The organism is Chitinophaga arvensicola (assembly GCF_900110835.1).
Classification (GTDB): Bacteria; Bacteroidota; Bacteroidia; order Chitinophagales; family Chitinophagaceae; genus Chitinophaga; species Chitinophaga arvensicola.
Genome location: NZ_FOJG01000001.1, coordinates 2254532 through 2280547, shown reverse-complemented (window position 1 = coordinate 2280547; position 26016 = coordinate 2254532). Strand labels below are relative to the sequence as shown.

General features: G+C 44.9%; 22 protein-coding genes and 1 tRNA gene. 6 read left to right on the top strand and 17 right to left on the bottom strand.

Annotated features, from left to right (window positions below):
• Positions 1 to 6: 6 nt before the first annotated feature.
• On the top strand, positions 7 to 1230 hold the full coding sequence (locus BMW79_RS09590) for a 4-hydroxy-3-methylbut-2-enyl diphosphate reductase (RefSeq protein ID WP_089893731.1): 1224 nt from the start codon (positions 7 to 9) through the stop codon (positions 1228 to 1230).
• A gap of 268 nt (positions 1231 to 1498) precedes the next feature.
• On the opposite strand, the gene BMW79_RS09585 is transcribed toward BMW79_RS09590, so the two are convergent.
• The 7 genes from BMW79_RS09585 to BMW79_RS09555 form a co-directional block, all read right to left on the bottom strand.
• The gene (locus BMW79_RS09585) at positions 1499 to 2263 is read right to left on the bottom strand and encodes a LytR/AlgR family response regulator transcription factor (RefSeq protein WP_089893728.1); all 765 of its coding nucleotides are present in this window, start codon (positions 2261 to 2263) and stop codon (positions 1499 to 1501) included.
• A gap of 55 nt (positions 2264 to 2318) precedes the next feature.
• A complete protein-coding gene (locus BMW79_RS09580; RefSeq protein WP_089893725.1) occupies positions 2319 to 4271 on the bottom strand; it encodes a tetratricopeptide repeat protein in 1953 nt (650 codons plus the stop codon).
• Between the two features lie 631 nt (positions 4272 to 4902).
• The gene (gene cmk / locus BMW79_RS09575; RefSeq protein WP_089893721.1) at positions 4903 to 5592 is read right to left on the bottom strand and encodes a (d)CMP kinase; all 690 of its coding nucleotides are present in this window, start codon (positions 5590 to 5592) and stop codon (positions 4903 to 4905) included.
• A gap of 116 nt (positions 5593 to 5708) precedes the next feature.
• Complete coding sequence (locus BMW79_RS09570) at positions 5709 to 7277, bottom strand: T9SS type A sorting domain-containing protein (RefSeq protein WP_089893718.1); 1569 nt, start codon at positions 7275 to 7277, stop codon at positions 5709 to 5711.
• 7 nt (positions 7278 to 7284) lie between these two features.
• Entirely contained in the window at positions 7285 to 9459 is a 2175-nt protein-coding gene (locus BMW79_RS09565) for a beta strand repeat-containing protein (RefSeq protein WP_089893715.1), read from the bottom strand.
• 84 nt (positions 9460 to 9543) lie between these two features.
• Positions 9544 to 11403: a hypothetical protein gene (locus BMW79_RS09560; protein ID WP_143059116.1), complete on the bottom strand. Its 1860-nt coding sequence runs from the start codon at positions 11401 to 11403 to the stop codon at positions 9544 to 9546.
• A 472-nt stretch (positions 11404 to 11875) separates the two neighbouring features.
• Positions 11876 to 14410 carry an ATP-dependent Clp protease ATP-binding subunit gene (locus BMW79_RS09555; protein WP_089893709.1) on the bottom strand — a complete coding sequence of 845 codons (2535 nt, stop codon included), beginning with the start codon at positions 14408 to 14410 and terminating at the stop codon, positions 11876 to 11878.
• A 300-nt stretch (positions 14411 to 14710) separates the two neighbouring features.
• Between BMW79_RS09555 and BMW79_RS09550 the strand changes: the two genes are divergently transcribed.
• Both BMW79_RS09550 and BMW79_RS09545 read left to right on the top strand, forming a co-directional pair.
• Positions 14711 to 15085 carry an STAS domain-containing protein gene (locus tag BMW79_RS09550; RefSeq protein ID WP_089893706.1) on the top strand — a complete coding sequence of 125 codons (375 nt, stop codon included), beginning with the start codon at positions 14711 to 14713 and terminating at the stop codon, positions 15083 to 15085.
• A gap of 84 nt (positions 15086 to 15169) precedes the next feature.
• Positions 15170 to 16078, top strand: coding sequence for a ribonuclease Z (locus BMW79_RS09545; RefSeq protein WP_089893703.1), 909 nt, complete (start codon positions 15170 to 15172; stop codon positions 16076 to 16078).
• Positions 16079 to 16156: 78 nt separating this feature from the next.
• Here BMW79_RS09545 and dapA read toward each other — a convergent pair whose 3' ends face one another.
• Positions 16157 to 17032: a 4-hydroxy-tetrahydrodipicolinate synthase gene (gene dapA, locus BMW79_RS09540; protein ID WP_089893699.1), complete on the bottom strand. Its 876-nt coding sequence runs from the start codon at positions 17030 to 17032 to the stop codon at positions 16157 to 16159.
• 80 nt (positions 17033 to 17112) lie between these two features.
• Positions 17113 to 18066, bottom strand: a complete 954-nt coding sequence (locus BMW79_RS09535) for an acetyl-CoA carboxylase carboxyltransferase subunit alpha (RefSeq protein WP_177192101.1) — start codon at positions 18064 to 18066, stop codon at positions 17113 to 17115.
• Positions 18067 to 18224: 158 nt separating this feature from the next.
• Here BMW79_RS09535 and BMW79_RS09530 point away from each other — a divergent pair.
• Positions 18225 to 18298: transfer RNA gene (locus tag BMW79_RS09530), tRNA-Asp, on the top strand.
• A gap of 77 nt (positions 18299 to 18375) precedes the next feature.
• Here BMW79_RS09530 and BMW79_RS09525 read toward each other — a convergent pair.
• Positions 18376 to 19395: a retropepsin-like aspartic protease gene (locus BMW79_RS09525; protein WP_089893693.1), complete on the bottom strand. Its 1020-nt coding sequence runs from the start codon at positions 19393 to 19395 to the stop codon at positions 18376 to 18378.
• 497 nt (positions 19396 to 19892) lie between these two features.
• Here BMW79_RS09525 and asnA point away from each other — a divergent pair, with 497 nt between their 5' ends.
• Positions 19893 to 20867 carry an aspartate--ammonia ligase gene (asnA, locus tag BMW79_RS09520; RefSeq protein ID WP_089893690.1) on the top strand — a complete coding sequence of 325 codons (975 nt, stop codon included), beginning with the start codon at positions 19893 to 19895 and terminating at the stop codon, positions 20865 to 20867.
• Between the two features lie 155 nt (positions 20868 to 21022).
• Entirely contained in the window at positions 21023 to 21439 is a 417-nt protein-coding gene (locus BMW79_RS09515; protein WP_089893687.1) for a carboxymuconolactone decarboxylase family protein, read from the top strand.
• An 8-nt stretch (positions 21440 to 21447) separates the two neighbouring features.
• Here BMW79_RS09515 and BMW79_RS09510 read toward each other — a convergent pair whose 3' ends face one another.
• From BMW79_RS09510 to BMW79_RS09480, 7 genes are all read right to left on the bottom strand, one after another.
• Entirely contained in the window at positions 21448 to 22524 is a 1077-nt protein-coding gene (locus BMW79_RS09510) for an NAD(P)H-dependent flavin oxidoreductase (RefSeq protein ID WP_089893684.1), read from the bottom strand.
• A gap of 15 nt (positions 22525 to 22539) precedes the next feature.
• Complete coding sequence (locus BMW79_RS09505) at positions 22540 to 23109, bottom strand: Crp/Fnr family transcriptional regulator (protein ID WP_089893681.1); 570 nt, start codon at positions 23107 to 23109, stop codon at positions 22540 to 22542.
• A 66-nt stretch (positions 23110 to 23175) separates the two neighbouring features.
• On the bottom strand, positions 23176 to 24018 hold the full coding sequence (locus tag BMW79_RS09500; RefSeq protein ID WP_089893678.1) for an SDR family NAD(P)-dependent oxidoreductase: 843 nt from the start codon (positions 24016 to 24018) through the stop codon (positions 23176 to 23178).
• An 11-nt stretch (positions 24019 to 24029) separates the two neighbouring features.
• Positions 24030 to 24410 carry a nuclear transport factor 2 family protein gene (locus tag BMW79_RS09495; RefSeq protein WP_245752439.1) on the bottom strand — a complete coding sequence of 127 codons (381 nt, stop codon included), beginning with the start codon at positions 24408 to 24410 and terminating at the stop codon, positions 24030 to 24032.
• A 73-nt stretch (positions 24411 to 24483) separates the two neighbouring features.
• Entirely contained in the window at positions 24484 to 25218 is a 735-nt protein-coding gene (locus BMW79_RS09490) for an SDR family NAD(P)-dependent oxidoreductase (RefSeq protein ID WP_089893671.1), read from the bottom strand.
• Positions 25219 to 25222: 4 nt separating this feature from the next.
• Complete coding sequence (locus BMW79_RS09485) at positions 25223 to 25441, bottom strand: tautomerase family protein (protein ID WP_089893668.1); 219 nt, start codon at positions 25439 to 25441, stop codon at positions 25223 to 25225.
• Positions 25442 to 25467: 26 nt separating this feature from the next.
• Positions 25468 to 25986, bottom strand: a complete 519-nt coding sequence (locus BMW79_RS09480) for a YceI family protein (protein ID WP_089893665.1) — start codon at positions 25984 to 25986, stop codon at positions 25468 to 25470.
• Positions 25987 to 26016 lie beyond the last annotated feature (30 nt).

Sequence of the window (26016 nt, the reverse complement as noted above, 5' to 3'; positions counted from 1 at the left end):
TAACTCATGAAAACATTTAACGTTCCGGTTATATATCGCAGTCCGCTGATCAGCGCCATTAAAAACCAGCGCAAACAGCAGGACCGCATGAAAAAGGATTTCACACCCACTGAGCTCGATTTTGGCCCGATCAAAATCAAGCTGGCCAGGCATTTCGGATTTTGCTATGGTGTGGAAAACGCGATAGAGATTGCCTTCAAAACAGTAGATGAAAACCCGGACAAACGCATCTTCCTGCTGAGCGAAATGATCCACAATCCGCATGTAAACAACGATTTGCTGGACCGTGGCGTACAGTTTATTATGGATACTGCCGGCCATCAGCTCGTTCCCTGGGAAAGCCTCCAGGCAGATGATATTGTGATTATACCTGCTTTCGGCACCACCCTGGAAACAGAACGTAAACTGGCCTCCCTGGGTATTGAACCACTGAAATACAACACTACCTGTCCTTTTGTGGAACGCGTATGGAACAAGGCTGATCAGATAGGCAAGAAAAACTATACTGTCATTGTACACGGCAAGCCCAAACATGAGGAAACCAGGGCTACCTTTTCCCATAGCCAGGCGGGCACACCTACAGTAGTAGTGAAGGATATCAAAGAAGCCGCGTTACTGGCGGAGTTTATCACCGGGCAGCGTGCACCGGAAGAATTCAATGACCTGTTTAAAGGACAATACTCCCCGGGCTTTAATCCGTCTACAGATCTTCAACGGGTAGGAGTAGTGAACCAGACAACCATGCTGGCAACAGAAACACAGGCTATTGCAGATTACATCCGGCAGGTAATGGTGACTCATTTCCAACTCACAGAGGCTACTGCCGGCGAAAGATTTGCCGATACCCGCGATACATTGTGCTATGCCACCAATGACAATCAGACGGCCGTTACCGGAATGTTACTGGAGCCCGCCGATCTGGCCATTGTGGTGGGTGGTTACAATAGTTCCAATACTTCTCACCTCGTAGAATTGTGTGAAGAAAAATTGCCCACCTATTTTATTTCATCTCCCGAAAAAATGCTTTCGGCCAACGCGATAGATCATTGGGATTTTCATCATTCACAGGAAATCAAGAGCCAGGAATTTTTACCGGATCAACCCACTGTTACGATATTGCTGACCAGTGGCGCATCCTGTCCGGACGCCCTCGTTGAAGGTGTCATCCGTCGCTTACTTTCCTTTTACCAGCTGGAGCATAAGGCAGATGAAATGGCTTTAATTGATTAAAATTCGCTATTCGTATATAACAGATTATAATATCGTATACACAAAAAAGACACCAATAAGGTGTCTTTTTTCTTTGGGGCTAATCACGCTAGTAATGCAGAGTATAAAATCTTTATATTGCGTTTATATTGAAATCGTAATTCAAAAGTAACCTATCTGAAATATGCCCGCAATAGCCAATTATTATATGGTAGGTTATTAATTATAACTGGCATAAAAACGAATAAAATCGGAGCAGGCCTCCTGTGAACCCACTGGAAATCACCGTTTAAAACTGCATTGCCTTCTTCAGAAACTCTGCTTTGCGTCTCCTGGACACTTCCACCTGGGTACCATCGCTCATCAGCGCAAAGCCGCCTTCACCCTGTATGTAGGACTGCATCTGCTGCATATTTATCAAGTGGGAATTATGTACCCGGAAGAAATCCACATCAGATAGCAACTCTTCAAACTCTTTCAGCGGACGGGATACCATCAGGTTCTTTTTATCGGTAAAGAAAATGCGGGTATAGTTACCGGTAGATTCACAACGCACGATATTCTGCACCGGCATAAACACCAGGCCATTGATCGTTGGCAGCGCTATCTTCTTATGGGTTTGCTGGAGTGTTTTCATATTCTGCAAAAACACTTCCATAGGAGAAATACCCAATTCTTTGGGGCGGTTTAATTTTTTCTCCCGGCATTTTTCCAGCGCCTCCTGCAGTTCCTTTATGCTGAAGGGTTTCAGCAGATAGTCCAGCGCATTGAACTTAATTGCCTTGAGTGCGTATTGCTCGTAAGCAGTGGTAAAAATGACGTCGAAGTATACCTTATCAAAGAGTTTCAATAACTCAAACCCGTTCTGGTAAGGCATTTCCACATCAAGAAATACCAGGTCCGGTTGTAACTCATCTACCAGTTCTTTTGCTTCCCTTACGCTTTTTGCCGTTCCAATCACCTGTACACCGGGGCATTTTTTTTCCAGCATTGTTTGCAGTGCATCAATGCAGTGTTGCTCATCATCGACGACGATAGCTTTTATTTCGCTCATACATGTAGCTTTTGTTAGCTGTCAGCTATCAGCTGTTTTATGGTTTATCGTTCCTTTAAAATATAAACTCAGCGGGCAAAACAATGGAGACTCTCGTACCTGTTGCTTTGCCGGATTCATCTTCCAGGTCGGTGATGGTCACCCTGGCCTCTTTGTTATTGATTTTCCGGATCAGGTCTATCCGGCCTTCTGTCACTTTCATACCTACTGAATTATGCAGGCGCCCTTTCTTTTCTTTGATCTCCATGGCCTTCTTTCTGCCAATGCCATTATCCGTGATAGTACATACCAGGCTTCTCTTATTTAATACGATTTCAATATCCAGTATTCCTTTTTCATCCGGGTGCTTATGCACCAATCCATGCCAGATGGCATTTTCCACATAGGGTTGTAATATCATAGGAGGTATCAGCACTTCATCATCATTGATATCTGCATCTATGAAAAAGCGGTATTCAAAGATACCGTTACAGCGCAATGATTCCAGGTCAAGATACAACCTGAGTGATTCCAGTTCTTTATTCAGTGTTACAAAAGTATGCTGGGTATTATCCAGGATGAGGCGCATGAGCCGGGAAAACTTGGTCAGATAATCAGATGCTTCTTCCTGGTTATTACTCCAGATATACCGGTGAATAGAACTGAGGGAATTAAAAATGAAATGCGGGTTCATCTGGGAGCGGAGTGAACGCAGTTCCAGCTGGAGTGTTTGTTTATTGGCCTGCAGATTACGGTGACGGATATAGAAAAATCCCCCTACAATAGCCATTAACAGGAAGGCTGCCAGGAAAAAAGTAACGACCACATTGCGCTTGGTACGGAGTGCTACCACCATTTTATCGTGCTCCAGGTTCCGGATGTGGTTATCCTTTCTGTCAACCTCGTAGATGGTTTGCATCTGTGCCAGCGCCATGGCCGATTTCTCATCCAGGATACTATCTTTATACAGCAGTGATTTATCGGTGGCTTCCAGTGATTTTTCAAAATCGCCGCTGGTCTTAAAATCGGCTGCCAGGGCTTTATAAGCGTCCATGAGCATGGATTTAAAACCCCAGAAAGTACTGATATCAATCGACTGCTGGATATATTCACGGGCTTCGGCGTGTCTGCCTTCCGCACCTAAAAGCTTCCCGATACTGAGATAGCTTTCTGCCACATGTACTTTATCTTCTACCTTATCATTTACCTCCAGGGCCTTCTGCAGGTATTCCATAGCGGCAGGATAATCTTTCTTTTCTTTATAGGCAGCACCGAGCGCATTGTAGCAGATAGCCATACCGATAGCCCGGTCCATTTTCTGGTTCATCACCAGTGAACGTTTGTAATATTGAATGGCCAGGTCGAGTTTGTTCTGTCCCTGGTAGGCATATCCCAGGTTACCCAGGTTAATGGCCACGCCCAGCTCATTATTGCTTTTTTCTTCCAGCTCCAGTGCACGGCTGAAATGATTGATGGCGTCGTCATATTTTTCTGTTGTCAGCTGGATGTTCCCGATACTGTTGGTGGCCACGCAGATATTCCGGACATCATTAATGCTTTCTGCGAGGGTAAGTGCTTTTACGTGATAGTCGAAGGCTTTCTGCAATTTGTCCTGCCGCCGGCAATCAACGCCTGCGTTATTCAGCGAGAAGGCGATGAGCAGTGTATCCTTCGCTTCTTCAGCGGCCTTGAGGGCTTTCTCATGAAAGTCTTCTGCAATGATGTAGAGTGATTTATTTCGCTTGCTGGTGCCGATTTCATTGTAAATCAATGAAATTCCTTTAGGGTATCTGATCTGCTGTGCTATGGTGAGTGCTTCCTGCCAAAAGAGATTTTCGCCTTTACGGGATTCAAAAAAGCGGCTGTTTGCCCTGCCTTTATTTAGCAGCAACGACACTTTTCCCGTATCTGCCGGTAGTTGGTGAATAGAATCGAGCAGCCGGTATACACGCAGTGAATCCTGGGCTATCGCCGCAAGACAGGCTCCCAACAGGAGCAAGCATAAAAAACATACACCTTTTATAGACATTGGCTGGTCTGTGTGACTACACAATTTAAAAAAAGAATTACGAATAACGTGTAGCGATTTGAAGATAACGGAGTAAATGGACACTCAGCTGGCAAACCGGCTTCACCTGACAATCAAAAAGTTAAAAAAAGCGAAAGGGCGAAAGAATTCGCCCCTTCTTCCTATTAACCGAATACACCTACTGAAAATATGGAACGGCCATGGCGTGCCACGCCATCCCACATTACCTTAAATGTCTGCTGGTAGCGGTTATACCCACACAGACTGAATTTTATATTATATTGATATTATAATCGGTTAATAGCAAAGGGTCCTTGTGGATATAGCTAGGATAAGACCTTTCTTTCCGAAAGCACGATATATGATAACGCGTCTTACGCAACTATTCTTCTTGTCTTATTCACTCTAATCAACGGCACAGCGACTTCAGTCCATACAAAAATTACCTAAGCAGTATTTTTCAGGGAGGATCAGGTTGGGATGCACAAAATGCCCATAAAAAATGGCGCCATTTGGCATTCAATTAAAATTCTGTTGGAAATTTCTGAGGATGTGGAAAAATTATCGGGTTGGTGACTAACCAGTCACATAACAAATGTATAAAAGAGTTTTAATAAAAGAAAATAATATTTTATGAGGAATGCGCCATGATCGCATCTTCTACCCACTGCATGACAAGTTGAAGCTGGTCTTCAAGATTCAAGTGGCTGTTATCCAGGATGATAGCATCATCTGCCTTCCGTAATGGGCTGATTTCACGGTTGGCATCTATATAATCTCTCAGTTCGAGGTTCTGTTTTACTTCTTCCAGGGTAATGTTCCTGTTTTTCTCATATATCTCTTTAAACCTGCGCTGAACACGGATCGCGATTTCAGCGGTCATAAAGATCTTCAGTTCTGCATGTGGGAAAACCACCGTACCGATATCGCGGCCATCCATCACAATGCCTTTGCGGGCGCCCATTTTCTTTTGCTGCGCCACGGCCAGGTCGCGTACCTCTTTCACTGCAGCCACCTCGCTTACCTTTTCAGCCACCACCATTTCGCGGATCAGGTGTTCCACATTTTCGTTATTGAGGTACATTTCACTGAGCCCGGTGAGGGAATTAGGCACAAAATCCAGGTGTACATCCCTTAATGCAGCCGCCACCGCTTCATGTGACTGCCAGTCGATGCGGTTTTGAATAAAATAAAGGGTAATCGCACGATACATCGCACCGCTGTCTATATAAGTATAGTTCAGCTTCTTAGCCAATTGCTTTGCTAAGGTGCTTTTGCCACATGAAGAGTAGCCATCTATCGTGATGATTATTTTTTTCAAAACTAGCTGTTTAAATGAATCGTCTATAGGGAAGAACGCTACAAAATTGGGGCAAATCTCCGAGAAAATCAAAACAAAAGGGTTGGAATTTCCGATAGGGGGAAATTCCAACCTTTTTATTGTGCCACTACTACCTTACAGGTGTAGGCCACTTTCATTGTTTCTTTATGGTAAATCACCAGGAAGTACATACCAGCAGGGAGATCTGACATGTTTACGTCTGCATCTTTTTTCACTTCATAAGAACGCATTACCTGGCTCCAGGTATCGCGGAGTTGTATGAGCATATCTCCACGGAGACCACGTATTTTGACTTTAAAATGACCATTATTCGGGTTCGGGAATACGTTGATCTGAACGAATGGCGGCACTGCACGGACTTCAGAATAAACAATTTTGCCGTTTTTGCCCACTGCCTTAATACGATAATAGGTCCAATCGTCGTAATCATTTACATCCGGGTAGGTATAACTGAATGGCGTACTGCTATTACCATTGATGGCTTTAGTAGGCAGGATACCTATTTTTACGAATCCTTCTTCTCTTTCGTAGCGGCGTTCAATTTCAAACCGGGCATTATAAATTTCCCGGCTGGTGGTCCAGTCCAGCTGTACCACGGTAGGAGTAATGCGATATGCCTCAAAGCTGAGGAACATGACAGGTTTAGCCGATCCAATCAATGCGGTTTTTGCAAAATATTCGCTGCCACCGAGATCGTTGAAATGGCGCAGGTGCATAGTAGCCGGCTGATTCATGGCAGTAGTGCTCAAGGTACCCGCCAACGGCTTGTTTGGAATAGTCTGCATAAAATCCCATACACCGCTTACAAAGCGGGTAATGAAACTGCTATCGCGGGAAGTAGCATAAGCCGGCAGTTCACTGACATCCATATGCTGGAGAATCACATCTACTTCTCCCCCACTATTATCTGCCCGGCGAATATTCCAGGATTTATTTACAAAGCTGTCAGGATAGGAAGTACCGCCTGCAGCTACTGTGAAAACGCTGTCGTAGGTGCGGGCGCCGATCATATCCTTTGCGCCGGTAATCAGCACCGCCGCAGGAGAATAACTGTCATCATCCGTTCCTATCGGGTATACTACTTTCCCATCGGCATTACTGATGGCGGCACGATATAATAATCCACCAGCGATTCCTTTGCCGGTCACCACATAACGGCCATCGTTGTAGCCGGTAATGCTACCGGGATTTTTTTCACCTACCTGCAGGTTCCAGCCATTGAGATAGATCCGGCCATTTGCAAAATGCAGGTTGTTGCGGATCTTCAGATCGCTGAGATCATCCAGCAATAAACCGGCAGGATTATTCAGTTGTAAGTTCGGAAAACTGGCGCCTGTGCGTGAAATGAAGCTATAAGCACCAAATACTTTTTGTTGCGTATTACCTGAGAAAAGAAAAGTACCGCCGGTACCGGAGATGCCATCCGCACTTTCATCCGGAAGCGTAGCACCGTTACCGTTAGTCCATAGTTTACTGAGGAAATAAAAGGTAGTATTTGGATTGGAACCGAGGATACCGTTGTTGGTCATATCAGCGAAGATGCCTACGTTGGTATTACCGGCGAGCCATACGGTAGCGCCGGCAGGGATGTAGACCCCTTGCTGGGCGGAGGCTCCGCCAGCAAAAGAAATCAGTAGCCATATGATGCAGTATATTTTTCTCATTTAATGATTACTGAATGATGGTAATATCCCAGGAGATAGCATTGAATGTACTATTTGTAGCCGTACCCGTGTTATATACCTGTACCGTAATGGTATTTGCAGCTCTGATACTGGCAGCCCCGATCATAAATACATTGGTTGTGGGATCAGTGCGTGGGGAAACAGTGACTACACCATTTACTTTGGCTCCTGTGTAAGGGATTACAATAAATCCGATGCCCTTAGCAACTGATTTTGATGTATTGGTAGCAACATCTTTGATAAGGCTGTTAAACACATCCCCATCAGTACCAAGTTTCACAGTACCATTAACGTCAAGATTAGCAGTTGGCGTATTTGTTTTAATCCCCAGTCTTTTATTAGTCTTATCCCAGAAAAAATTAGCGTAGTCCTGTGTTACTTCCGAAGTAGCATCTGAAGTCATACTGGCATATAGTATACCGCCGTTATCAAATATATTATCACCAGCGGTTGTCACTACTTTATACCACCCATTTCCAGCATTCGTTGTGAGTGGTATTCCTCCACCCCATTCCTTCATGGCGAGTGTATTTTTATCGAAATAAAGATGTGTGGTATATTGGTTACCTCCGCTTGAATTCTGGAAAGCCAAAACACTCCATGCGGCAGCTCCTGTGGGTCCCGTATTAGGACCGTTTGATACTTTGCCGGAACCTTTCCAGATTTTCATTCTGAACAAAGGATCTGTAGAAGTAGCTCCACTGATGTCGTCAGTAGGGGCTGGTATATCTCCATAGGAGGTACCACCGGTGATATCTTCTGCTGGTACAAAGGTGGACGAGGCCTGGTTCCACTTTAACACCTGTCCGTCTGCAGGATTCAAAGGGCTCGCAATCGCTTTCCCCTGCAACTGGCTGGCATTCCAGATCGCATCTCCTTTTTTTACCGCCACGGTACCGGCGGTAGTGGTAAAATCCAACGTGGTGGCGTCGAGATTTACGTTGCTGATATCACCGTTGTTATCACGTCCTAATATTTTTGTAGTGGCTGTACCAATGTTACCGGTCAACCGCATGGTACCGCCTACTGTTAATTTTGGTGTAGCGTTATTCCAGCTGAGGCCGGCGTTATTAACAGATATTAGTCCACCTGAACCTGTAAAGGGAATAGAGCCTGCTGCTCCCAGACCTGTCACAGTAAGTGTGGTACCTATCACACCGGCACCGGATATATTAAAGTTTGAAGTTGCTTGCGTTGTTGTTGTGTTCTTGATATAAGAACCGGAAAGATCTGGCAGATCAGTAACCTCTAATGCACGGAAAGTAGGTGTGGTCAGGCCTCCGCTGATTGGGCCAACCAAAACGGCCTTGGCCGCCTGTGGATTCAGGCTTGCGGCCAATGTGCCACTTGTAGTAACCGGTGATCCTGATACCGTGAAAATACCTGGCATTGTCAATCCTACCGAAGTCACCGTTCCGGTACCGGTAGCGCCGTTCTTCGCGATCCATTTTGTACCATCATACGTAAGCACCTGGTTAGTGGTGGGTGCCACGGTGAAATCAATATCTATACTCTTTAATTTATTGGCATTCCACGAGGCGGTACCATTTGCCACGTTCAACTGGCCAGCAGTGATGGACATGTTACCGTCCAGCGTAAGTGAAGCGATATCTCCATTTACATCTTTCCCTAATAATTTTGTAGGCGTACTAACGTCATCGGTTACACGCAATGATTTTGTATACAATCCTTCGGTGAAGGTTTTAAGACCTTTGAATGATTGTGCGCCCAGGTTCATGAAACCCGCAGCGGTAGTAGTGGCATCAGGGATGGTCAGTTTATGGGTACCTGCTGTAGTGTTGAAGCCGAAAGTACCGGCTGTATTTACAGCAGTTATATTCTGTACGGCAGCAGCATCTCCGTTAATGGTTTTGACAGCGCCATCAGCAATGAGTTTATTCCAGTAATTATTGGCCCGGACACGGAATGTGTTGTCAGACTCCAGGTAAATAATCATCCCGTTTACCGGTGAAACGATCTGGTTACTATCGGCGATGCGGGTAATCAGGAGCGCCTGCTTTTTGCTTTCCAGTTCGAGAATAGCAGATTGTTTTGTTAGAGAAGGATTAGTTCCCAGCTTCAATTGCTGTGCTTTCAGCTGCTGATTACCTAAGCAAAACAGCACTGCAGCACATACTTTTACAAGCCCTTGCAGCTTCATACAACAACATTTTAGGAATGTACCCAGAGAGGAAATAGAACGGCTATGTGTTGACTACATAGCCGTTCTGAGTATGATGTGAGATTATTTCTTGATCACGTACCAGTTTGTACCATTTGACTGAATAGTGTAGAAAGTCCAGTCGTTGTAGATGGCGAGTTGTGTACCACCTTCCACTGTACCACCAGCAGAAGTGATTTTCACGTCGTTATCGATATTGGTATCGTCGGTAGCGCCGGCAGCGGGTATTTTCTTCACGGTATAGATACGGCCGGTGCAGGTGGTGGCAGCTGGCAATACTACGGTGCATGCACCATTAACACTTACCAGGATAGTGTTGTCGGTTTCTTTTACAGTATAAGATCCGGCAGTACTTAAAGTAGTAATAGTCATGGCCAGAGAACCTGCTACCTGTAAAGTAGAAGTAGCTGCGTTTGTGGTATCACCAATACTTACATTTTTCTGGATAGATACTTCATTACCAAATTTCTTGGCGCCGGCAAAACTCTGTTTGTCGTTGCTCATCAAACCACCAGGAGTAGTAGGTGCAGCAATAGGTATGCTGATGGTTACTTTATTTGATGCGTCTTTTGCAACAGCGAGATCCAGTCCTGCGTGGTCAGTAGCAAAGGTCAGATCTGTAAAGGCAGAGGAGGAAAGAGCCCTCTTCACTACAGTACCCGTTGTTCCCTGACGTAACAGTACCACGTTATCTGTTGCAGCGCCATCAGCAATATTGGTCAGCGTTAAATTGTTGTCGAGTAATGTATTCCCTTTTACCTGCAGATCTTTTGCGAGGGTAGCTTTTTCCGCTACATCCAGTGTGTTGGCCAGTTTGGTTGCACCAGTTACATCCAATGTGCCTGCCAGGCCGGTAGTACCTGCCACAGTGAGGTTACCGCCGGCTCCTGCTACATCGAATTTGCCTGTTACACGGGAATCACCTGTGATAGTGGCGCCGCCAGTAGTTACAATCACCCCTGTTCCGAAAGTACCTTTCTTGGTGATGCTGAGGTCTTCATTACCGGTGATAGTATTCAGGAATGTTTTCAGGCCATTGAATTCCTGTGCCACAGTGGAAACAGCACCAGGATTAGTCGCATCTGCGGGGTGCAGGGTAAGTAATGCGTTTGTACCGGTGTTATCGTACGACAAGCCTTTTGCGTTGCTGGCAGTAGCGAAAGTATTGATCTGTAAGTCAACTGCTTTTTTAAACTTGTTGAAATCAGCTGAGCTGAGCAAACCGTATCCTACAGTACCGGTACCGTCCTGGGTTGCGATAGTCAATACATGCGTATCTGTGCCGCTGGTGGAAAACTTATAGTCATTAGCATTACCTCCGGCTGTTGCAGCGGCGCCAGTGGTTAGTTTCTGCTTGGTGGCTGTCAACCCGTTCAGTTCATTGATCGCATTGGAAAAAGCAGATTCAGAGATAGTGCGGTAGCTGATTTTTCCATCGGTTTTATCAACCATTACCACGTCTACTCCTGTAGTGAGGTCCAACTTTTTCAGGAAAGTGTAACCGTCTTTCACCACAATTCCTTCTACATTGTTAGCGCGGATAGAAAAGGGGATGGAATTGGTCGTTCCGATGAAGTCGGCAGATGTGGCAGCATTACCTTTCATACTCCAGGTGCTGGCCACGTCTGAGGAATTGGCCATTTTTTCCCAGTAACCATGGTTTCTTACATAGAATCCTTCGGCGCCGGCTTTCTTCAGGAAAATAACCATCCCATTGGGAGGTGTTAATCCGTTTATGTCCAGGGTATCCAGCAAACGGGGAAGGAGTAAACCTTGTTTATCTGCGTCCAGGTCCAGGATGGCCGACTTTTCGATTGTGGTAGGATTTTTACCTACTTTCAGCTGTGCATTGGCCTGGGAGGCAATAAAGCCTGCACCGCCAATCAACATAACGCGTACGACACTGCGTAAAGATGATTTCATAGAAATAGGGATAAATAGTTAATATCAAGTACACCTCCGGTACTACTGTTTACCGGTGTGAAAGGAATAAGGATAAATAGTAAATCGATCGAGCTTCAGGAATTAATCAAGTTTGCCTATTCGGTTAATAGCAAAATATTATTATTATTTAGTACAGATAATATGATAAACATCATACTAAATACATAGTGCAAATATGACATATTATATCTTTTTAAAAAATGACATGATCATACCATTTTTAACTTGATAACTATACTTATGCAGTGTATAAAATAACCATATATGGGTATGCGGGAGAATTACCAGGTAGGAAAGAAACAGGAGAAAGCCTGTGGGGGATGGATTTTGGGGGATAAAGCGGTACAAGCTGTGCGGTTAACATGAAGATGTTATAACATATGATGAAACAAAGAGCCCGTCAGCGTTTATGCTGACGGGCTCTTTGTTTATGTTATTACAACGTAATTACTTACGCTTCTGATTTCTCTGATTTGCTCTTGGAAGAGTTATTCTTCAGGGTGAAGATCAGTTTCTGGTTTTCCTTATCCAGGTCCGCTACGAGTACATCGCCATCATGAATGTTCATGTTGAGGATTTCTTCTGCCAAAGGATCTTCCAGGTATTTCTGGATGGCCCTGTGCAGCGGTCTTGCACCGAACTGCTGATCGTAACCTTTATCTGCCAGGAAGCCTTTCGCTTCGTCTGTCAGTTCCAGGCTGAATCCGAGGTTGTTGAGACGTTTCAATACACTCTTCATCGTGATATCGATAATGGTGTAGATGTGCTCTTTCGCCAGGGAGTTAAAGATGATCACGTCGTCGATCCTGTTCAGGAATTCAGGAGAGAAGGTACGTTTCAGTGCTTTTTCGATCACTGATTTGGTGTTCTCTTCTTCGTTTACGGCTCTGGTGGTGGTAGTGAAACCTACACCGGCACCGAAATCTTTCAACTGACGGGCTCCGATATTGGAGGTCATGATGATGAGGGTATTTTTGAAATCCACTTTACGGCCAAGGCCATCAGTGAGGATACCATCATCCAATACCTGCAACAGGAGGTTATAAATATCCGGATGTGCTTTTTCAATTTCATCCAGGAGGATCACGGAGTACGGTTTGCGGCGAACCTTTTCAGTCAGCTGACCACCTTCTTCGTATCCAACATATCCCGGAGGCGCTCCGATGAGGCGGCTAACAGAGAATTTCTCCATGTATTCACTCATATCGATGCGGATTAAAGCTTCGTCAGAGTCGAACATATAGCGGGCCAGTGATTTGGCGAGCTCTGTTTTACCAACCCCGGTAGGACCGAGGAATATAAAGGTACCGATCGGTTTTTTAGGATCTTTCAGACCTACGCGGTTACGCTGAATGGCTTTGGTGACTTTGCTGATGGCTTCGTCCTGTCCAACCACGGCACCTTTGAGGTCTTCACCCATGCGACGGAGTTTTTCAGTTTCGGCCTGTACCATCCTTTTTACAGGGATACCGGTCATCATGCTTACAACTTCCGCGATGGCTTCTTCATCGATCGGGTAGCGTTTGTGCTTCACTTCTTCTTCCCACATGGCTTTAGCGCGTTCCAGGTCTTCTCCCAGTTTCTTTTCCGTATCGCGTAAAGCAGCGGCTTCTTCGAAGCGTTGGCTTTTTACTACTTTATTTTTTTCCTGTTTAATATCTTCTATCTGTTTTTCCAGATCGAGGATATTCTGCGGCACATTGATGTTTTTCAGGTGCACCCTTGCGCCTACTTCATCGAGTACGTCAATCGCCTTGTCTGGCAGAAGACGGTCGGTCATGTAGCGGTCGCTGAGTTTCACACAGGCATCAATCGCTGCATCAGTATAGCTTACGTTATGGTATTCTTCATAACGCGGCTTGATGTTGTTGAGGATCTGAATGGTTTCATCCACGGTAGGTGGTTCCACCATTACTTTCTGGAAACGACGGTCGAGTGCGCCATCTTTCTCGATGTACATACGGTACTCGTCGAGGGTAGAAGCGCCAATGCATTGGAGTTCTCCCCTGGCCAGTGCCGGTTTAAAGATGTTGGAAGCGTCCAGCGAACCGGAAGCACCTCCAGCGCCAACGATTGTATGAATTTCATCGATAAACAGGATCACATCCCTGTTTTTTTCGAGTTCGTTCATGATGGCCTTCATCCTTTCTTCAAACTGGCCACGGTATTTGGTACCGGCCACCAGGGCGGCGAGGTCGAGGCTTACCACGCGCTTGTCGAAAAGCACGCGGGAAACTTTACGCTGCACGATACGCAGCGCCAAACCTTCCACGATGGCGGTTTTACCCACACCGGGTTCACCAATAAGGATCGGATTGTTCTTTTTACGGCGCGAAAGGATCTGCGAAACTCGCTCAATTTCCTGCTCGCGGCCAACAATCGGGTCTAAGCTGCCACTCTCGGCCAGCTTGGTAATATCTCTACCAAAGTTATCCAGTACGGGCGTCTTGGATTTGGTATTTGTCTGTTTGGCTTTGGATGCGTAACTCTTTCTTTCGTCCTCAAACTCTTCCTCGCCCGGATCATCAAACTCTGATTTAGGGTCCGCAGATTTTACAAAGCCCAGTTCGTTTTTAAAAGTATCGTAGTCCACGTCAAATTGTTGTAAGATTTGTGTACAAACGTTTTCCTTATTCTTGAGTATAGAAAGCATGAGGTGTTCCGTTTCCACCGTAGCGCTTTTAAGTGCTTTGGCTTCCAATACGGTAACCCGTATAACTTTCTCTGCCTGTCTGGTAAGCGGGAGGCTATTGATGTTAGCGATGTTCTTTCCGGTCTTATCTTTAACAGCCAGCTCTACTTCCTTGCGTAACTCATACAGATCTACGTTCAAAGCCTGCAGAATCTTTACGGCCGTGCCTTCGCCTTCTCGAATAATACCTAACAGCAGGTGTTCAGTACCTATGAAGTCATTTCCCAGGCGTAAAGCTTCCTCTCTGCTGAACGAAATGATCTCCTTAACTTGCGGTGAAAAATTCTGGTCCATTGTGAGATTATTAAATTATCAAAAACCCTTACGGGGGCTTGCTTATACAATAATAACGAATAATTCTGACTTACGATTATCACGCTTTGCGTCGAAATGAAGTTATTCCTTTTTTAAACTTAAACAACTTACACTTTAATAGTATAAGAATTATTTTTGCGTTGATGCGGGTACGTTCGTTTAAAAATATCTACGAAGAAAAAGAGGTTTCTGTTTCGATCTCTTGCGGTTATATTTTATAGGCGGGTTCCCTCTGTTCAAAATTTATTTTTACTAAATGTATAAAACAACGTCCAACGCATGAAATTCAAAATTGATACCAAAGAAAAAATAGTCGTTTTTTGTCCGGAAGAAGTCGCCCTGGATGCTAATTTGTCAGATGATTTCATCGCCACTGCAACCTCATTGCCGGAACTGGAAGGACGCAATCTCATACTGGATATGACATTGGTACAAAAAATCGATGCAACGGGCGTGGAAGCCATTTTAACAGTGTATCAACGTATGTATGACAATAATTTCTCCTGCGCTGTTACCGGCCTTAACAACACTTTAACAGCCGAACTGAAGGCGGCGGGAGATGAAATGCTCAATCTTGCACCAACAATGGCGGAGGCAATAGACCTCGTCATGATGGAAGAGCTGGAAAGGGAATTACTGGATGGATTGGAGTAAGCAAGGAGTGGCTGCAGTATTTTTGCACTCCCACGTTAGGGTGATGTATACAAAACCGGCCACAGCACTATAAAAGCAAATTACATGTTCGCAGTCACAATATTAGGTAACAATTCCGCTATCCCCACGCTGGACAGGCACCCCACCGCCCAGGTAGTTACCTGCAATGAGCAGTTGCTGCTGGTAGATTGCGGCGAAGGCACACAATTACAAATAGCGAAGTACCGGATCAAACGCAGTAAACTGAGGTATATTTTCATCAGCCACCTTCACGGAGATCATTATTTCGGTTTAATAGGCTTGTTGAACACGCTCAGCCTCATGGGCCGTACAGACCCGATCAGCGTGTATGCGCCACCGGAGCTGGAACAAATTATTCAATTACAACTGGATTGTTCCGGTACGGTTTTGAAATTTGAGTTATCCTTTGTTCCCCTTCAACCGGGTTATAGCGGTATTATATTGGAAGATAAAGACTTAAGGGTCAGCTGTTTTCCTACGCAGCACCGTATTTCGTGTTTTGGTTTTTCTTTTGAGATGCAAAAGCGCAAACGCAAGCTGATCCCCGATCAGGCCCGGGCTTACGAGATTCCTGCTGCATACTTCAGCAAATTGCAGGATGGCGCGGATTATCTGCGGAAAGATGGCACCCTGGTAAAAAACGACTGGGTAACGGTAGCACCCGCGCCCGGAAAGCGGTATGTATATTGTGCCGACACGCTTTATGATCCTGCGTTGTTGCCATGGCTCAAGGATGCAGACATGATGTATCATGAAACTACCTATCTGCATGATTTACAGGAACGCGCAGCAGAACGTTATCACAGCACGTCGGTACAGGCAGCCTCACTGGCAGCGGCGGCGGCAGTAAAAACATTGCTGATCGGACATTTTTCTTCGAAATACACTGAATTACAGCCTTTCCTGGATGAATCCAGGCCTGTTTTTCCTAATACGGAGATTGGAACAGAGGGTGTCACCTATATTGTTTAATCTCCCGGGCTTCCCCAAAACGCAAAATGCAGCAGTGCTCCCGGGAACACTGCTGCATTTTTATGTTAAGTTTAACTGTTAGTAGTTATTCAGGTAGGCGTTTATTTTGCCATACAGTCCATCTGTAACAGGCATTACAGGCAGGCGGAAACTATTTTCCACGATTCCTGCATGATGCAGGAATGCCTTAATACCAGCCGGATTGTTCTCAGAGAACATCAGGTCAAATCCTTCCAGCATTTTGTTATTGAGGATACGTGCAGCCGGATAATCGTTTACCAGCGCGGCATGTACCATGCTGGAGAAATCAGCCGCAAAATAATTGGCAGCTACGGAAATTACACCATCCATACCACAGGCCAGTTGCGCCAGTGCCAGACCATCGTCACCGCTGATCACCAGGAAATCCTTTGGTTTATCGCGGATAATCTGCATACACTGCATCATATCGCCGGAAGCTTCCTTCATCGCAATGATGTTTTCCACTTCATGCGCCAGGCGCAAAGTGGTTTCAGCTGTCATGTTACGGCCGGTACGACCAGGAACATTGTACAGAATAATTGGTTTAGGGGAAGCAGCAGCAATGGTTTTGTAGTGCTGATAAATTCCCTCCTGGGTAGGCTTGCTATAATATGGCGCTACGCTGAGCACTGCTGCCGCTTCATCCAGCGGGCATTGTTCCAGACGTTTCACCACATCCCGTGTGTTATAATCGCCAACACCAATCACTACCGGCACCCGCTTCGACACCTTTTCGAAAGTGAATTTTATCAAATCCAGCTTTTCATCTGCAGAAAGAGTAGGAGTTTCACCAGTTGTGCCTAAAGACACAACATAGTTCACGCCGCCATCGATCACGTAGTTGATCAACTTTTCCAAAGCATTCCAATCTATGCTTTCATCTGCTTTAAAGGGTGTTACCAATGCCACCCCGGTGCCTTTTAGTTGTTCCATATTGCGTTTACGGGAAAATAAAAATTTCGAATTCCGAAGGCCGAAATTCGAAATTTTTATTGTTATCTCTAAATATTTTTTTATTTCTCTTCGTAGAAGCCCATGCGGGAGAACTTATCGATACGTTGTTCTATGCGAGTTTCCGGATCAATTTTCTTCAATTCTGCCAGTGTTTCCTTGATGCGGACCTTTAACAGATGGGCCATTTCATCAGGATTTACGTGTGCGCCACCGAGTGGTTCACGAACAATTCCGTCTACCAGACCAAACTGGCTCATATAATCCGAGGTCAGTTTCAGCTCTTCAGCAGCTTTCTCTTTGAAATTCCAGCTTCTCCACAGAATAGTAGAGCAGTTTTCCGGAGAAATTACGGTATACCAGCTATTTTCCAGCATAAATACGCGATCACCGATACCAATGCCCAACGCACCGCCGGAGGCACCCTCCCCTATGATGATACAGATGACGGGGACACGCAGTTTTACCATTTCAAAGAGATTGCGGGCAATCGCTTCTGCCTGGCCTCTTTCCTCTGCTTCCAGACCGGGATAAGCTCCGGGCGTATCGATCAGTGTAACAATAGGCTTGTTAAACCTTTCGGCCAGTTTCATCAGGCGCAGGGCCTTACGGTAACCTTCCGGATTGGCCATACCAAAGTTCCTGAGCTGGCGCATTTTGGTGTTTACCCCCTTTTGCTGACCGATAAACATGACTGTTTCGCCATCGAGGTCGGCAAAACCGCCTACCATGGCCTTATCGTCTTTTACATTCCGGTCGCCATGCAGTTCCGTAAAGTTGGTGCACATTTTTTCGATATACGCCAGAGTATAGGGCCTATCCGGATGACGGCTCAGCTGTACACGCTGCCAGGCGGTGAGTTTGGTGTAGATATTCTGCCGGGTATCAGCAATTTTCTGCTCATACTCGCTTACAGTAGCGGATACATCTACGCCTGATTTTTCACCATTTTCCTTCAGCTTATCCAGCTGCTCATATAAGTCAGCGATAGGTTTCTCGAAATCCAGGAATTGCATAATTTGATTAAATTGGTTAAAGATCGGCTGTAAAGATAACGCTGAAAATATTTTTTAAAAAAGATTTGCTTAATTGAAAACTTTGTTGCTATCTTTGCAATCCCAAAACGGAACAATACAACGAATTGGGAGACAAGTTCTTAGTAGCTTTTTGGAATGGATCGGTAGTTCAGTTGGTTAGAATGCCGCCCTGTCACGGCGGAGGTCGCGGGTTCGAGTCCCGTCCGGTCCGCAAAATCTCGAAGAAACCCGCGCTAGTCGCGGGTTTTCTGTTTTTAGCCTATCCCCATTAACATCTCCCTGGTAACATTATTTTTCTAAAATCAATTGGTTATGCTGGTTATCAATAGACCAGCGCCGGAATTTATTGAGAAAAGTTTTACCCAATAAAAAGCTGTCCGTCTCTTTAGAAGCACCAATAACAAGGTTATTCACAGTGAACTTCCCCACCTGGACATTGTTGATTTTGTATACATCACACAACAGTTCCTTGCCATTAGCAAGGTTATATGTTTGCTGTCCCAGGAAATCATTTTTTGAGACCAGTTTCAATTCCATCAATTTATTGATCAGCGTCTCTGACACCAGCATATCGGTAGCGCCACAATCCAGCATCCATACGTTTACCACCGGGCCTATTTTCACTTTCAGCTTCGTCATGCCACTAATGGTCACTACATCAACAGAATCAATTTTTTTGTTACCGGTTACATCCAGACTATCTGTTACTTTCCAGGCGGCGGTAGGAGATATTTTCTTATATGGATAACCACCGCAGCTATAGGCAATTTCATTAAACAACATGGAATTGGGGTCATTTATATCCTTGATGTTTTGCGCGTTTATTTTCCGTTTCGCCATAATAGATACCGCACAATTGCAATAAGCATTTATCCTGCTTTCATCCAGTGGTTCTTTTTTATTTTGACGGATATAAGCAGCCATGGAATCACGATAAGCCAGGATCTGAACAGGTGAGAAAAAAAGATTGGCATTGGAAGCTGCCTCGTAGCATTGATCAATACGCCGCTGAAGTACGGTATCCTCTTCAATCAGTTTAGCCAATGATAAAGTGGGATACAAACGCTCGTACTTCTTTATCTTCCCCATAGGAAAATACCGATCGATCGCCTCTACCTGGCAAGTGCAGATCTGAACGGCTTCTTTATTAGCAGCATCCGTTTTCATAGCTTTTATACAACGCCAGATCATCGTATTCTTATCCCATACATTATGTCCCTCTCTGGAATGAATATATTCAAAACCATTAGTAAACTGGGCAGATACATCAACAGCAATAAACAGCAGAATCAGGGTAAAAAAACGCATAAACGGTATTGAAGGATTAAAATACTAATTACTATTCCTGCCTTTTTACAGCATATGATATGGTTGGATCATTTGCAGGGGTATATTTTCAGATAACCAATTTCTTATAAAAATATACATGGGGCACTTATCACGTAATAATAAGTAACTTTTCTTTACATGACAAATCTATCCAGGTACATAATACCAGCCTCTCACCTATAAAGTCAGCTTTCACAGGTTTTTAAGTCCCCTTCTCTGGAAAATGTGTATTCATTCCCGATATAATGAAAGTATTTAAACGTGCCGTGGAAGGTACCTTATTCAACATTTCAACTGCTTTTTCATCATTTCTCTGAATATTTTTCGGTTTATTGAGGTAATTTCAAAAAAATAATCTATTTTATTAAATTTATTTCACCAATTACTTTTTTTTATTGATTTTCGTTACCTATTTATCCATTTCATTAGAAATATTCCAAAACACCAACCTAGTTTAAAACGTTAAGAAAAGCAACATGAAAACAGTTCTTCTATCTACCCAAAACGAATTGCTAACCAGAGAAAAAAATATTGCGCATGTAAAAGATGTATTTGCAGCGCAACTCGGAAGCGAATTATCACTCATAAAAGTAAGCGCCCCTTTATTTGTTAAATCAGGTACCGGCTTCAATGATGATCTGAATGGTATAGAGCGTCCCGTACGGTTTCGATTGAACGGCATCCCGGAGCCGGTTGAAATAGTGCACTCCCTTGCGAAATGGAAGCGTATGCGCCTGCATCAGCTGGGCATGGCCCCTGGCCAGGGTATTATTACCGATATGCGTGCCATCCGCCCCGATGAGGAAGTATCTCCCGTACATAGTTTCTATGTGGACCAATGGGATTGGGAGAAAGTTATCAGTCCGGAAAACCGTAACCTGCACTATCTGAAATATACTGTGAAACATATATACGCGGCGATCCAGGCTACCAACAGCATTGTAGGGGCCAGCATTGGAAAACCACTGCAACTGCCTTCCGATATACACTTTATTCATAGCGAGGAACTGCTGGGAAAATATCCGGCGCTTACTCCTAAAGAACGTGAAAATGCTATTGCAAAAGAATATGGCGCCGTATTTATTATGGGTATAGGTGGAGAATTAAGCAACCAGCAGATACATGATCATCGTGCACCTGATTATGACGACTGGAGTACTTCTAACGATGACGGATACACGGGGCTAAATGGCGATATTGTGCTGTGGAATCCGGTATTAAACAGCGCGTTGGAGATATCTTCTATGGGTATACGTGTTGATGCTACGGCCATGCAGCATCAGTTGAGGCTGAAAAAATGCACGGAACGTGCCGAGCTGGAATTTCACGCCAACATCCTGAACGAAACCTATCCTATTACTATGGGCGGCGGTATCGGGCAGTCAAGATTATGCATGTTTCTATTGCAACAGGCGCATATCGCCGATGTACAATCCAGTATCTGGTCTTAACAATAAAGCAGCAATGGTCGTATAGCGGTCCTACGCTATGCTACCATTGCTGCCCATATATCACGCTATCCAATTACGTTACTGCTTTTTCACATACGGTTACCGTTCACCTGCATAAAAGATGTTCAATTTTGTGATCTTATAAAACCAATTATATGGATTACAAAACCATCTCTAAAGAAACAATCGGTTTATTATACCAATCTCACGCAAGTATCAGAAAATCTGGTCTGGACAATAAATTAATTGCACTGGCGGAGCTGCGTGTATCGCAATTAAACGGATGCGCCTACTGCTGCAGCTTTCACAGCAAAGAGCTGAGGGAAATGGGAATTCCCCAGGATACACTGGACAAATTACCAGGCTGGAAACATGCTACTGCCTTTGATCATCTGCAGCAATTAGTACTGCGTTGGGCAGAAGCCATCACATTCATGAATGATCAGCTGCACCTGATACGTGAAGAGCTGGAGAAAGTATTTACACCAAAAGAAGTAGTGGACCTGACCACAAGTATTTCCCTGATGAATGCACTCAACCGCCTCCGTATTACGCTGGGAGAAAAAGATTAAACATTCCTCTATTGTTCAAAATATGCGGTTGTTTCTGCTATTACTGCCTCCATCAGATCAGCCGCCTTTGTATGCTTTAGCACCGGCGCTATCTGGCCGCTCCAGAAATGGATCATATCCCATTTCTCCTGTTCGATAGCGGCTTTCCTCAAATGCGACATAAACTGGCTCTGTAAAGGGAACGGCAACAGGCTTTTTTCTTCATGCAACAATTCCCGTGCGATCCGGCTGCTGACTCCCCGGCCGGATCTTCCGGTAAATGCGCGGGACAAGGTAGTGTACTTTGCCGCATCCGAAAACAGCATTTGCCGGTGAATGCTGGTCGCGTTAGATTCTTCTGTCGCCAGGAACGCAGTACCTATCTGTACCCCATCCGCACCAAGCGCCAATGCCGCTACGACACCCTTCCCGTTGGCAATACCTCCTGCGGCTACTACCGGCGTTTTTACTTTTTCCCTGATCAGTTGAACCAACACAAAGGTACCAGTGAGGGATGATGCAGCCGGTGCAAGAAAAGACGGCCGGTGCCCGCCGGCTTCAAACCCGGAAGCAACAATCAGGTCTACTCCCGCCGACTCCAGTGCAAGGGCTTCGTCCAATGTAGTGGCAGCCCCGGCGGTGATAATACCAAGCCGGCGGCATTGTTCCAGTATCCCGGCTTCCGGGATTCCAAACACAAAGCTGAACACTGGCGGCCGCTGATGCAGGATCGCGTTTACCTGGTTTTCAAAGCGCGATTGAAATGGTACCGGCTTTGCGGGCAACGCTATTCCCAGTTCATCAAAATAGGGTCTGAATAAATCAGTTGCACGTTTAAACTGTTCCTCTGAAACAGTACCATCAGGCGCATCCGTATCCGATACCCACAGATTGATATTATAAGGTTTCTTCGTTGCCGACCTGATTTGCTGATCCAGTGTTATAATTTCTTCCGGGCTTAAAGTATAGGCGCCATAGCCGCCAAGCCCCCCCGCATTGGATACCGTAGCTACCAGCTTCACTGAAGACAGATTTCCGCCAAAGGGGCCTTGCAGAATAGGATATTCAATGCCCAGTATTGCTGAAGCTTTTGTTTTATACCACATCTTGTTGTTTGTTAGTTATAACCGGCTGAGTGTTTCCCTGGAAACACCCAGGTAAGCGGCAATGAGTTTTTTAGGAACCATGTTATAGAGTTCGGGATATAGTTTCAACAACTCCTCATATCTCTCCTTCACATTATTATTCATAAAAGATAATAACCGCTTCTGTGCCGCAACATATCCCTTGTTGGTTCTCCAACGAAAGAAATGTTCTATCGGGTGCAATTCCTTACAAAGTTTTTCCCGGTCACTGTTACTCAGACAAAGAATTTCTGCATCTGTAATACAATCCAGGTTTACAGTGGCTTTGGTACGATTATACAATGCGTTATAATCGGATACCCACCAGGTAGACATGGCAAACTGCAGGATGAACATTTTCAGGTCATCATTGATGAAAAAAGATTTCAGGCACCCGGAGATCACAAAGTATTCGTTATCTACAAGATCTCCTTCTGTAATAATAGCCTGCCCTTTTTTAAAACTTTGCGGTTTGAAATGCGAGCATACATAATCAAATTCCGCTTCATTCAGTACGGCTGTCTTTTCTATATGCGCCTTTAAAATATCTTTAGCTGCTATTGCCATATAAGCGGTATTTCAGAATATACTAAAGTTAAAGTTTTTCAGATAGAAAGTCCCGCACCAATCCCGTTATAATGGAAAATCCGCTTTAATGGCTACCGTTTTCCAGCGTTCCAGCGCTGCTGACATGACGGTCAACTTTTCCGTTGCTCTTCTATACGCATCTTCTCCAAGAAAAAGATGTAACGGCGGATCATCCGCTTCTGATAAGTCTATCAATATCGCCGCAGCGCGGTCAGGATCGCCCGGCTGCTTTCCATTAGCTGCAAGATAACGGTCACGGCTATCCTTCACCGCGTTGTAATCTTCACCGGTAACAGGAATCATTGCCAGTGAGTCCTGCGCCAGGAAACCGGTCCGGAAGCCCGAAGGTTCCACTACAGTTACATGGATACCAAACTCTTTAACATCCGATGCCAGCACTTCAGAGAAAGCTGCAATAGCTGCCTTTGTCGCGGCATAAACAGACCAGCCCGGAGCACCTGCAAAACCTGCCACAGAACCGATATTGATAATATACCCGGATCGTTGCCGACGCATAACCGGCAACACCTGTTTCACTACCCGCATAGCCGCCAGCACATTAATACCAAAGATGTTCCTGATATCCTGTTCTGTAGCATCTTCCAGTGTTCCCAACATACCATAGCCGGCATTATTTACTACTACGTCTATGCGACCAAATGCAGATAATGTTTGCTGAACAGATTCTTCCACACAATCCGGATTACTCAGATCCACCGATAGCGGCAGAAAGCGGTCGCTGTCTATCAATTCCACTGCCTGCCTCAACACATGCGCATTCCGGGAAGTGGCGGCAACGCGATCTCCTTTGCGCAGCAATTCTTTTACAAGCGTTAATCCCAAGCCCTGCGATGCACCGGTTATATACCACACTTTTGATGTATTCATGGCTTGCTGTTTTATTCGCTTATATCAGTGATCATCTTATTAACAATCATCCAGCGGTTATCAATTTTATGGAACGACAGGAATTCATCATAGTTGAATTCGTACATTTTCACCTGCACCCGTGCCACCGCAATCGAATTGATTACATCTACTGATATAATTGTGCCTTTAAAAGGTTGGCCACTGTCTTTTGGGCTTTGACGGTGAGCAACACCATCCAGGTATTGTTCCAGCGTTTTGGCATAAGGTTGTCCTTTTACATCTCCGAACAACAAAGTGCCGGGATGCAGGACCTTTCCCAGTAGCGAGATATTTCCCTCATAGATACCCTTGAAATAATCGTTTTCCAATACCTGCGTAATAGCCAACGAATCTTCCTGATGAGTTTTCATTTTTTGTAAGCTTTGTGCGTTTACAAGCAGCAACGCCGATGAAAAAAGAAAGGTCAATACAATTGTTTTCATATTAATTCAGATGATGTCCCGCACCCATACCGCCATCTACGTTGATGATAGCACCGCTGATAAACTGGCTGTTAGCTACGGTATACACCATTTGTGCTACATCTTCCACTTCACCTACCCTGTTTACCAGGTGGATTCCTGCACTTTGGTCTGCATTATCACCGTGCATGGGCGTGCGTATCACACCCGGCGCCACTGTATTCACCCTGATATTATGTTTGCCAAATTCTGCCGCCAGCTGTAGTGTGAGGGAGTGTATTGCACCCTTTGAGGCAATCGGTGCAGTAGCAGGAGCCCCGCCCAGTGCATGATATACCAGTGGTGTACCGATATTGATTACTACCCCATGGTGTTGTTTCAGCATCTGCGGAATGATGGCCTGCGTGGTAAAGTAAGTGCCTTTCAGGTTAGTATTTAAAAAGCGATCGAGATAGGCTTCGTCTACTTCCAGAAATGGTTTGGTTTCATAGATACCGGCATTATTTACCAATACATCTGCGGAGCCAAATCTTTTCAGGGCAATGGCCAGTAATTGTTCACCGGTACTTTTATCACTTACATTCCCTGCCACCATGGCCAGGTTGTCGCCTCCTCCAAGTTCATTGAATACCTGTTCCAGTTTTTCTGCGGTAGCAGAGTTAATAACCACGGAGTGCCCCTGCTCCAGAAAATGACGGGCTATTTCTTTTCCGATGCCAGATGAGGCGCCGGTTACAATGATGGTTTGCTTTTTCATGATGTTATTTCTTTTCTGCAGTAATACCTTTTTCTCTCAATACGGACACCTGTTCTCCGGCATATCCCCAATCATCCAGTTCTATTTCCTGTATGACTACATGTGTCAGCTGAGGATCTTTGTTTAATACGCGGGTGATCAGATCTGTTACTCCTTTTATCAGGTCTTGCTTTTGTTCCCTGGTAACGCCTTCACGGGTTACTTCAATTTTAATGTATGGCATGACACTTTTTTTGTACCAAAGATGGCTTATGCTACTTTAGCGGTGATACTTACATTCAATTCAAAGTCATTGTAGATCAGGGTATCGCCCAGATCTTTGAAGAAGTTACCGGAGCGGAATTTTATGCCATACCTCGTGCGGTCAATGATCAGTTTGCCTGTAGCCGTGAGCAGATCTCCATTTGCCTGTACATCAGCATCAAAGCCTACAGGATGTGTAATACCTTTAATGGTGAGATCGCCTTCCACACGATTGGCAGCAACGGAAGTAATTTGAAGCGTTGCTTCAGGATATTTATCGATCGAGAAAAAATCATCAGAGGCGAGGTGACCGGCAAACTGTGCATTGGTAGCTGGATCTGTAACATCCAGGATTTTGATGGAAGTGGTATCGATAATAAATTTACCGCCGGTCAGTTTACCTTCATTCAAAATAATTTCACCTGCTTTGATGGCGATGGTGCCATTATGTGCACCGGTTACTTTTTTACCCACCCAATCGATATTACTCTGGGTGCTTACGATATCGAATTTTTGATAGCTCATTGTATTTGTTTTTGAATCTATCACAAATGT

Coding starts and splice junctions, on each gene's coding strand:
- BMW79_RS09590 (WP_089893731.1), top strand. CDS start 7: ATGAAAACATTTAACGTTCCGGTTATATATCGCAGTCCGCTGATCAGC.
- BMW79_RS09585 (WP_089893728.1), bottom strand. CDS start 2,263: ATGAGCGAAATAAAAGCTATCGTCGTCGATGATGAGCAACACTGCATT.
- BMW79_RS09580 (WP_089893725.1), bottom strand. CDS start 4,271: ATGTCTATAAAAGGTGTATGTTTTTTATGCTTGCTCCTGTTGGGAGCC.
- BMW79_RS09570 (WP_089893718.1), bottom strand. CDS start 7,277: ATGAGAAAAATATACTGCATCATATGGCTACTGATTTCTTTTGCTGGC.
- BMW79_RS09565 (WP_089893715.1), bottom strand. CDS start 9,459: ATGAAGCTGCAAGGGCTTGTAAAAGTATGTGCTGCAGTGCTGTTTTGC.
- BMW79_RS09560 (WP_143059116.1), bottom strand. CDS start 11,403: ATGAAATCATCTTTACGCAGTGTCGTACGCGTTATGTTGATTGGCGGT.
- BMW79_RS09555 (WP_089893709.1), bottom strand. CDS start 14,410: ATGGACCAGAATTTTTCACCGCAAGTTAAGGAGATCATTTCGTTCAGC.
- BMW79_RS09550 (WP_089893706.1), top strand. CDS start 14,711: ATGAAATTCAAAATTGATACCAAAGAAAAAATAGTCGTTTTTTGTCCG.
- BMW79_RS09545 (WP_089893703.1), top strand. CDS start 15,170: ATGTTCGCAGTCACAATATTAGGTAACAATTCCGCTATCCCCACGCTG.
- dapA (WP_089893699.1), bottom strand. CDS start 17,032: ATGGAACAACTAAAAGGCACCGGGGTGGCATTGGTAACACCCTTTAAA.
- BMW79_RS09535 (WP_177192101.1), bottom strand. CDS start 18,066: ATGCAATTCCTGGATTTCGAGAAACCTATCGCTGACTTATATGAGCAG.
- BMW79_RS09525 (WP_089893693.1), bottom strand. CDS start 19,395: ATGCGTTTTTTTACCCTGATTCTGCTGTTTATTGCTGTTGATGTATCT.
- asnA (WP_089893690.1), top strand. CDS start 19,893: ATGAAAACAGTTCTTCTATCTACCCAAAACGAATTGCTAACCAGAGAA.
- BMW79_RS09515 (WP_089893687.1), top strand. CDS start 21,023: ATGGATTACAAAACCATCTCTAAAGAAACAATCGGTTTATTATACCAA.
- BMW79_RS09510 (WP_089893684.1), bottom strand. CDS start 22,524: ATGTGGTATAAAACAAAAGCTTCAGCAATACTGGGCATTGAATATCCT.
- BMW79_RS09505 (WP_089893681.1), bottom strand. CDS start 23,109: ATGGCAATAGCAGCTAAAGATATTTTAAAGGCGCATATAGAAAAGACA.
- BMW79_RS09500 (WP_089893678.1), bottom strand. CDS start 24,018: ATGAATACATCAAAAGTGTGGTATATAACCGGTGCATCGCAGGGCTTG.
- BMW79_RS09495 (WP_245752439.1), bottom strand. CDS start 24,410: ATGAAAACTCATCAGGAAGATTCGTTGGCTATTACGCAGGTATTGGAA.
- BMW79_RS09490 (WP_089893671.1), bottom strand. CDS start 25,218: ATGAAAAAGCAAACCATCATTGTAACCGGCGCCTCATCTGGCATCGGA.
- BMW79_RS09485 (WP_089893668.1), bottom strand. CDS start 25,441: ATGCCATACATTAAAATTGAAGTAACCCGTGAAGGCGTTACCAGGGAA.
- BMW79_RS09480 (WP_089893665.1), bottom strand. CDS start 25,986: ATGAGCTATCAAAAATTCGATATCGTAAGCACCCAGAGTAATATCGAT.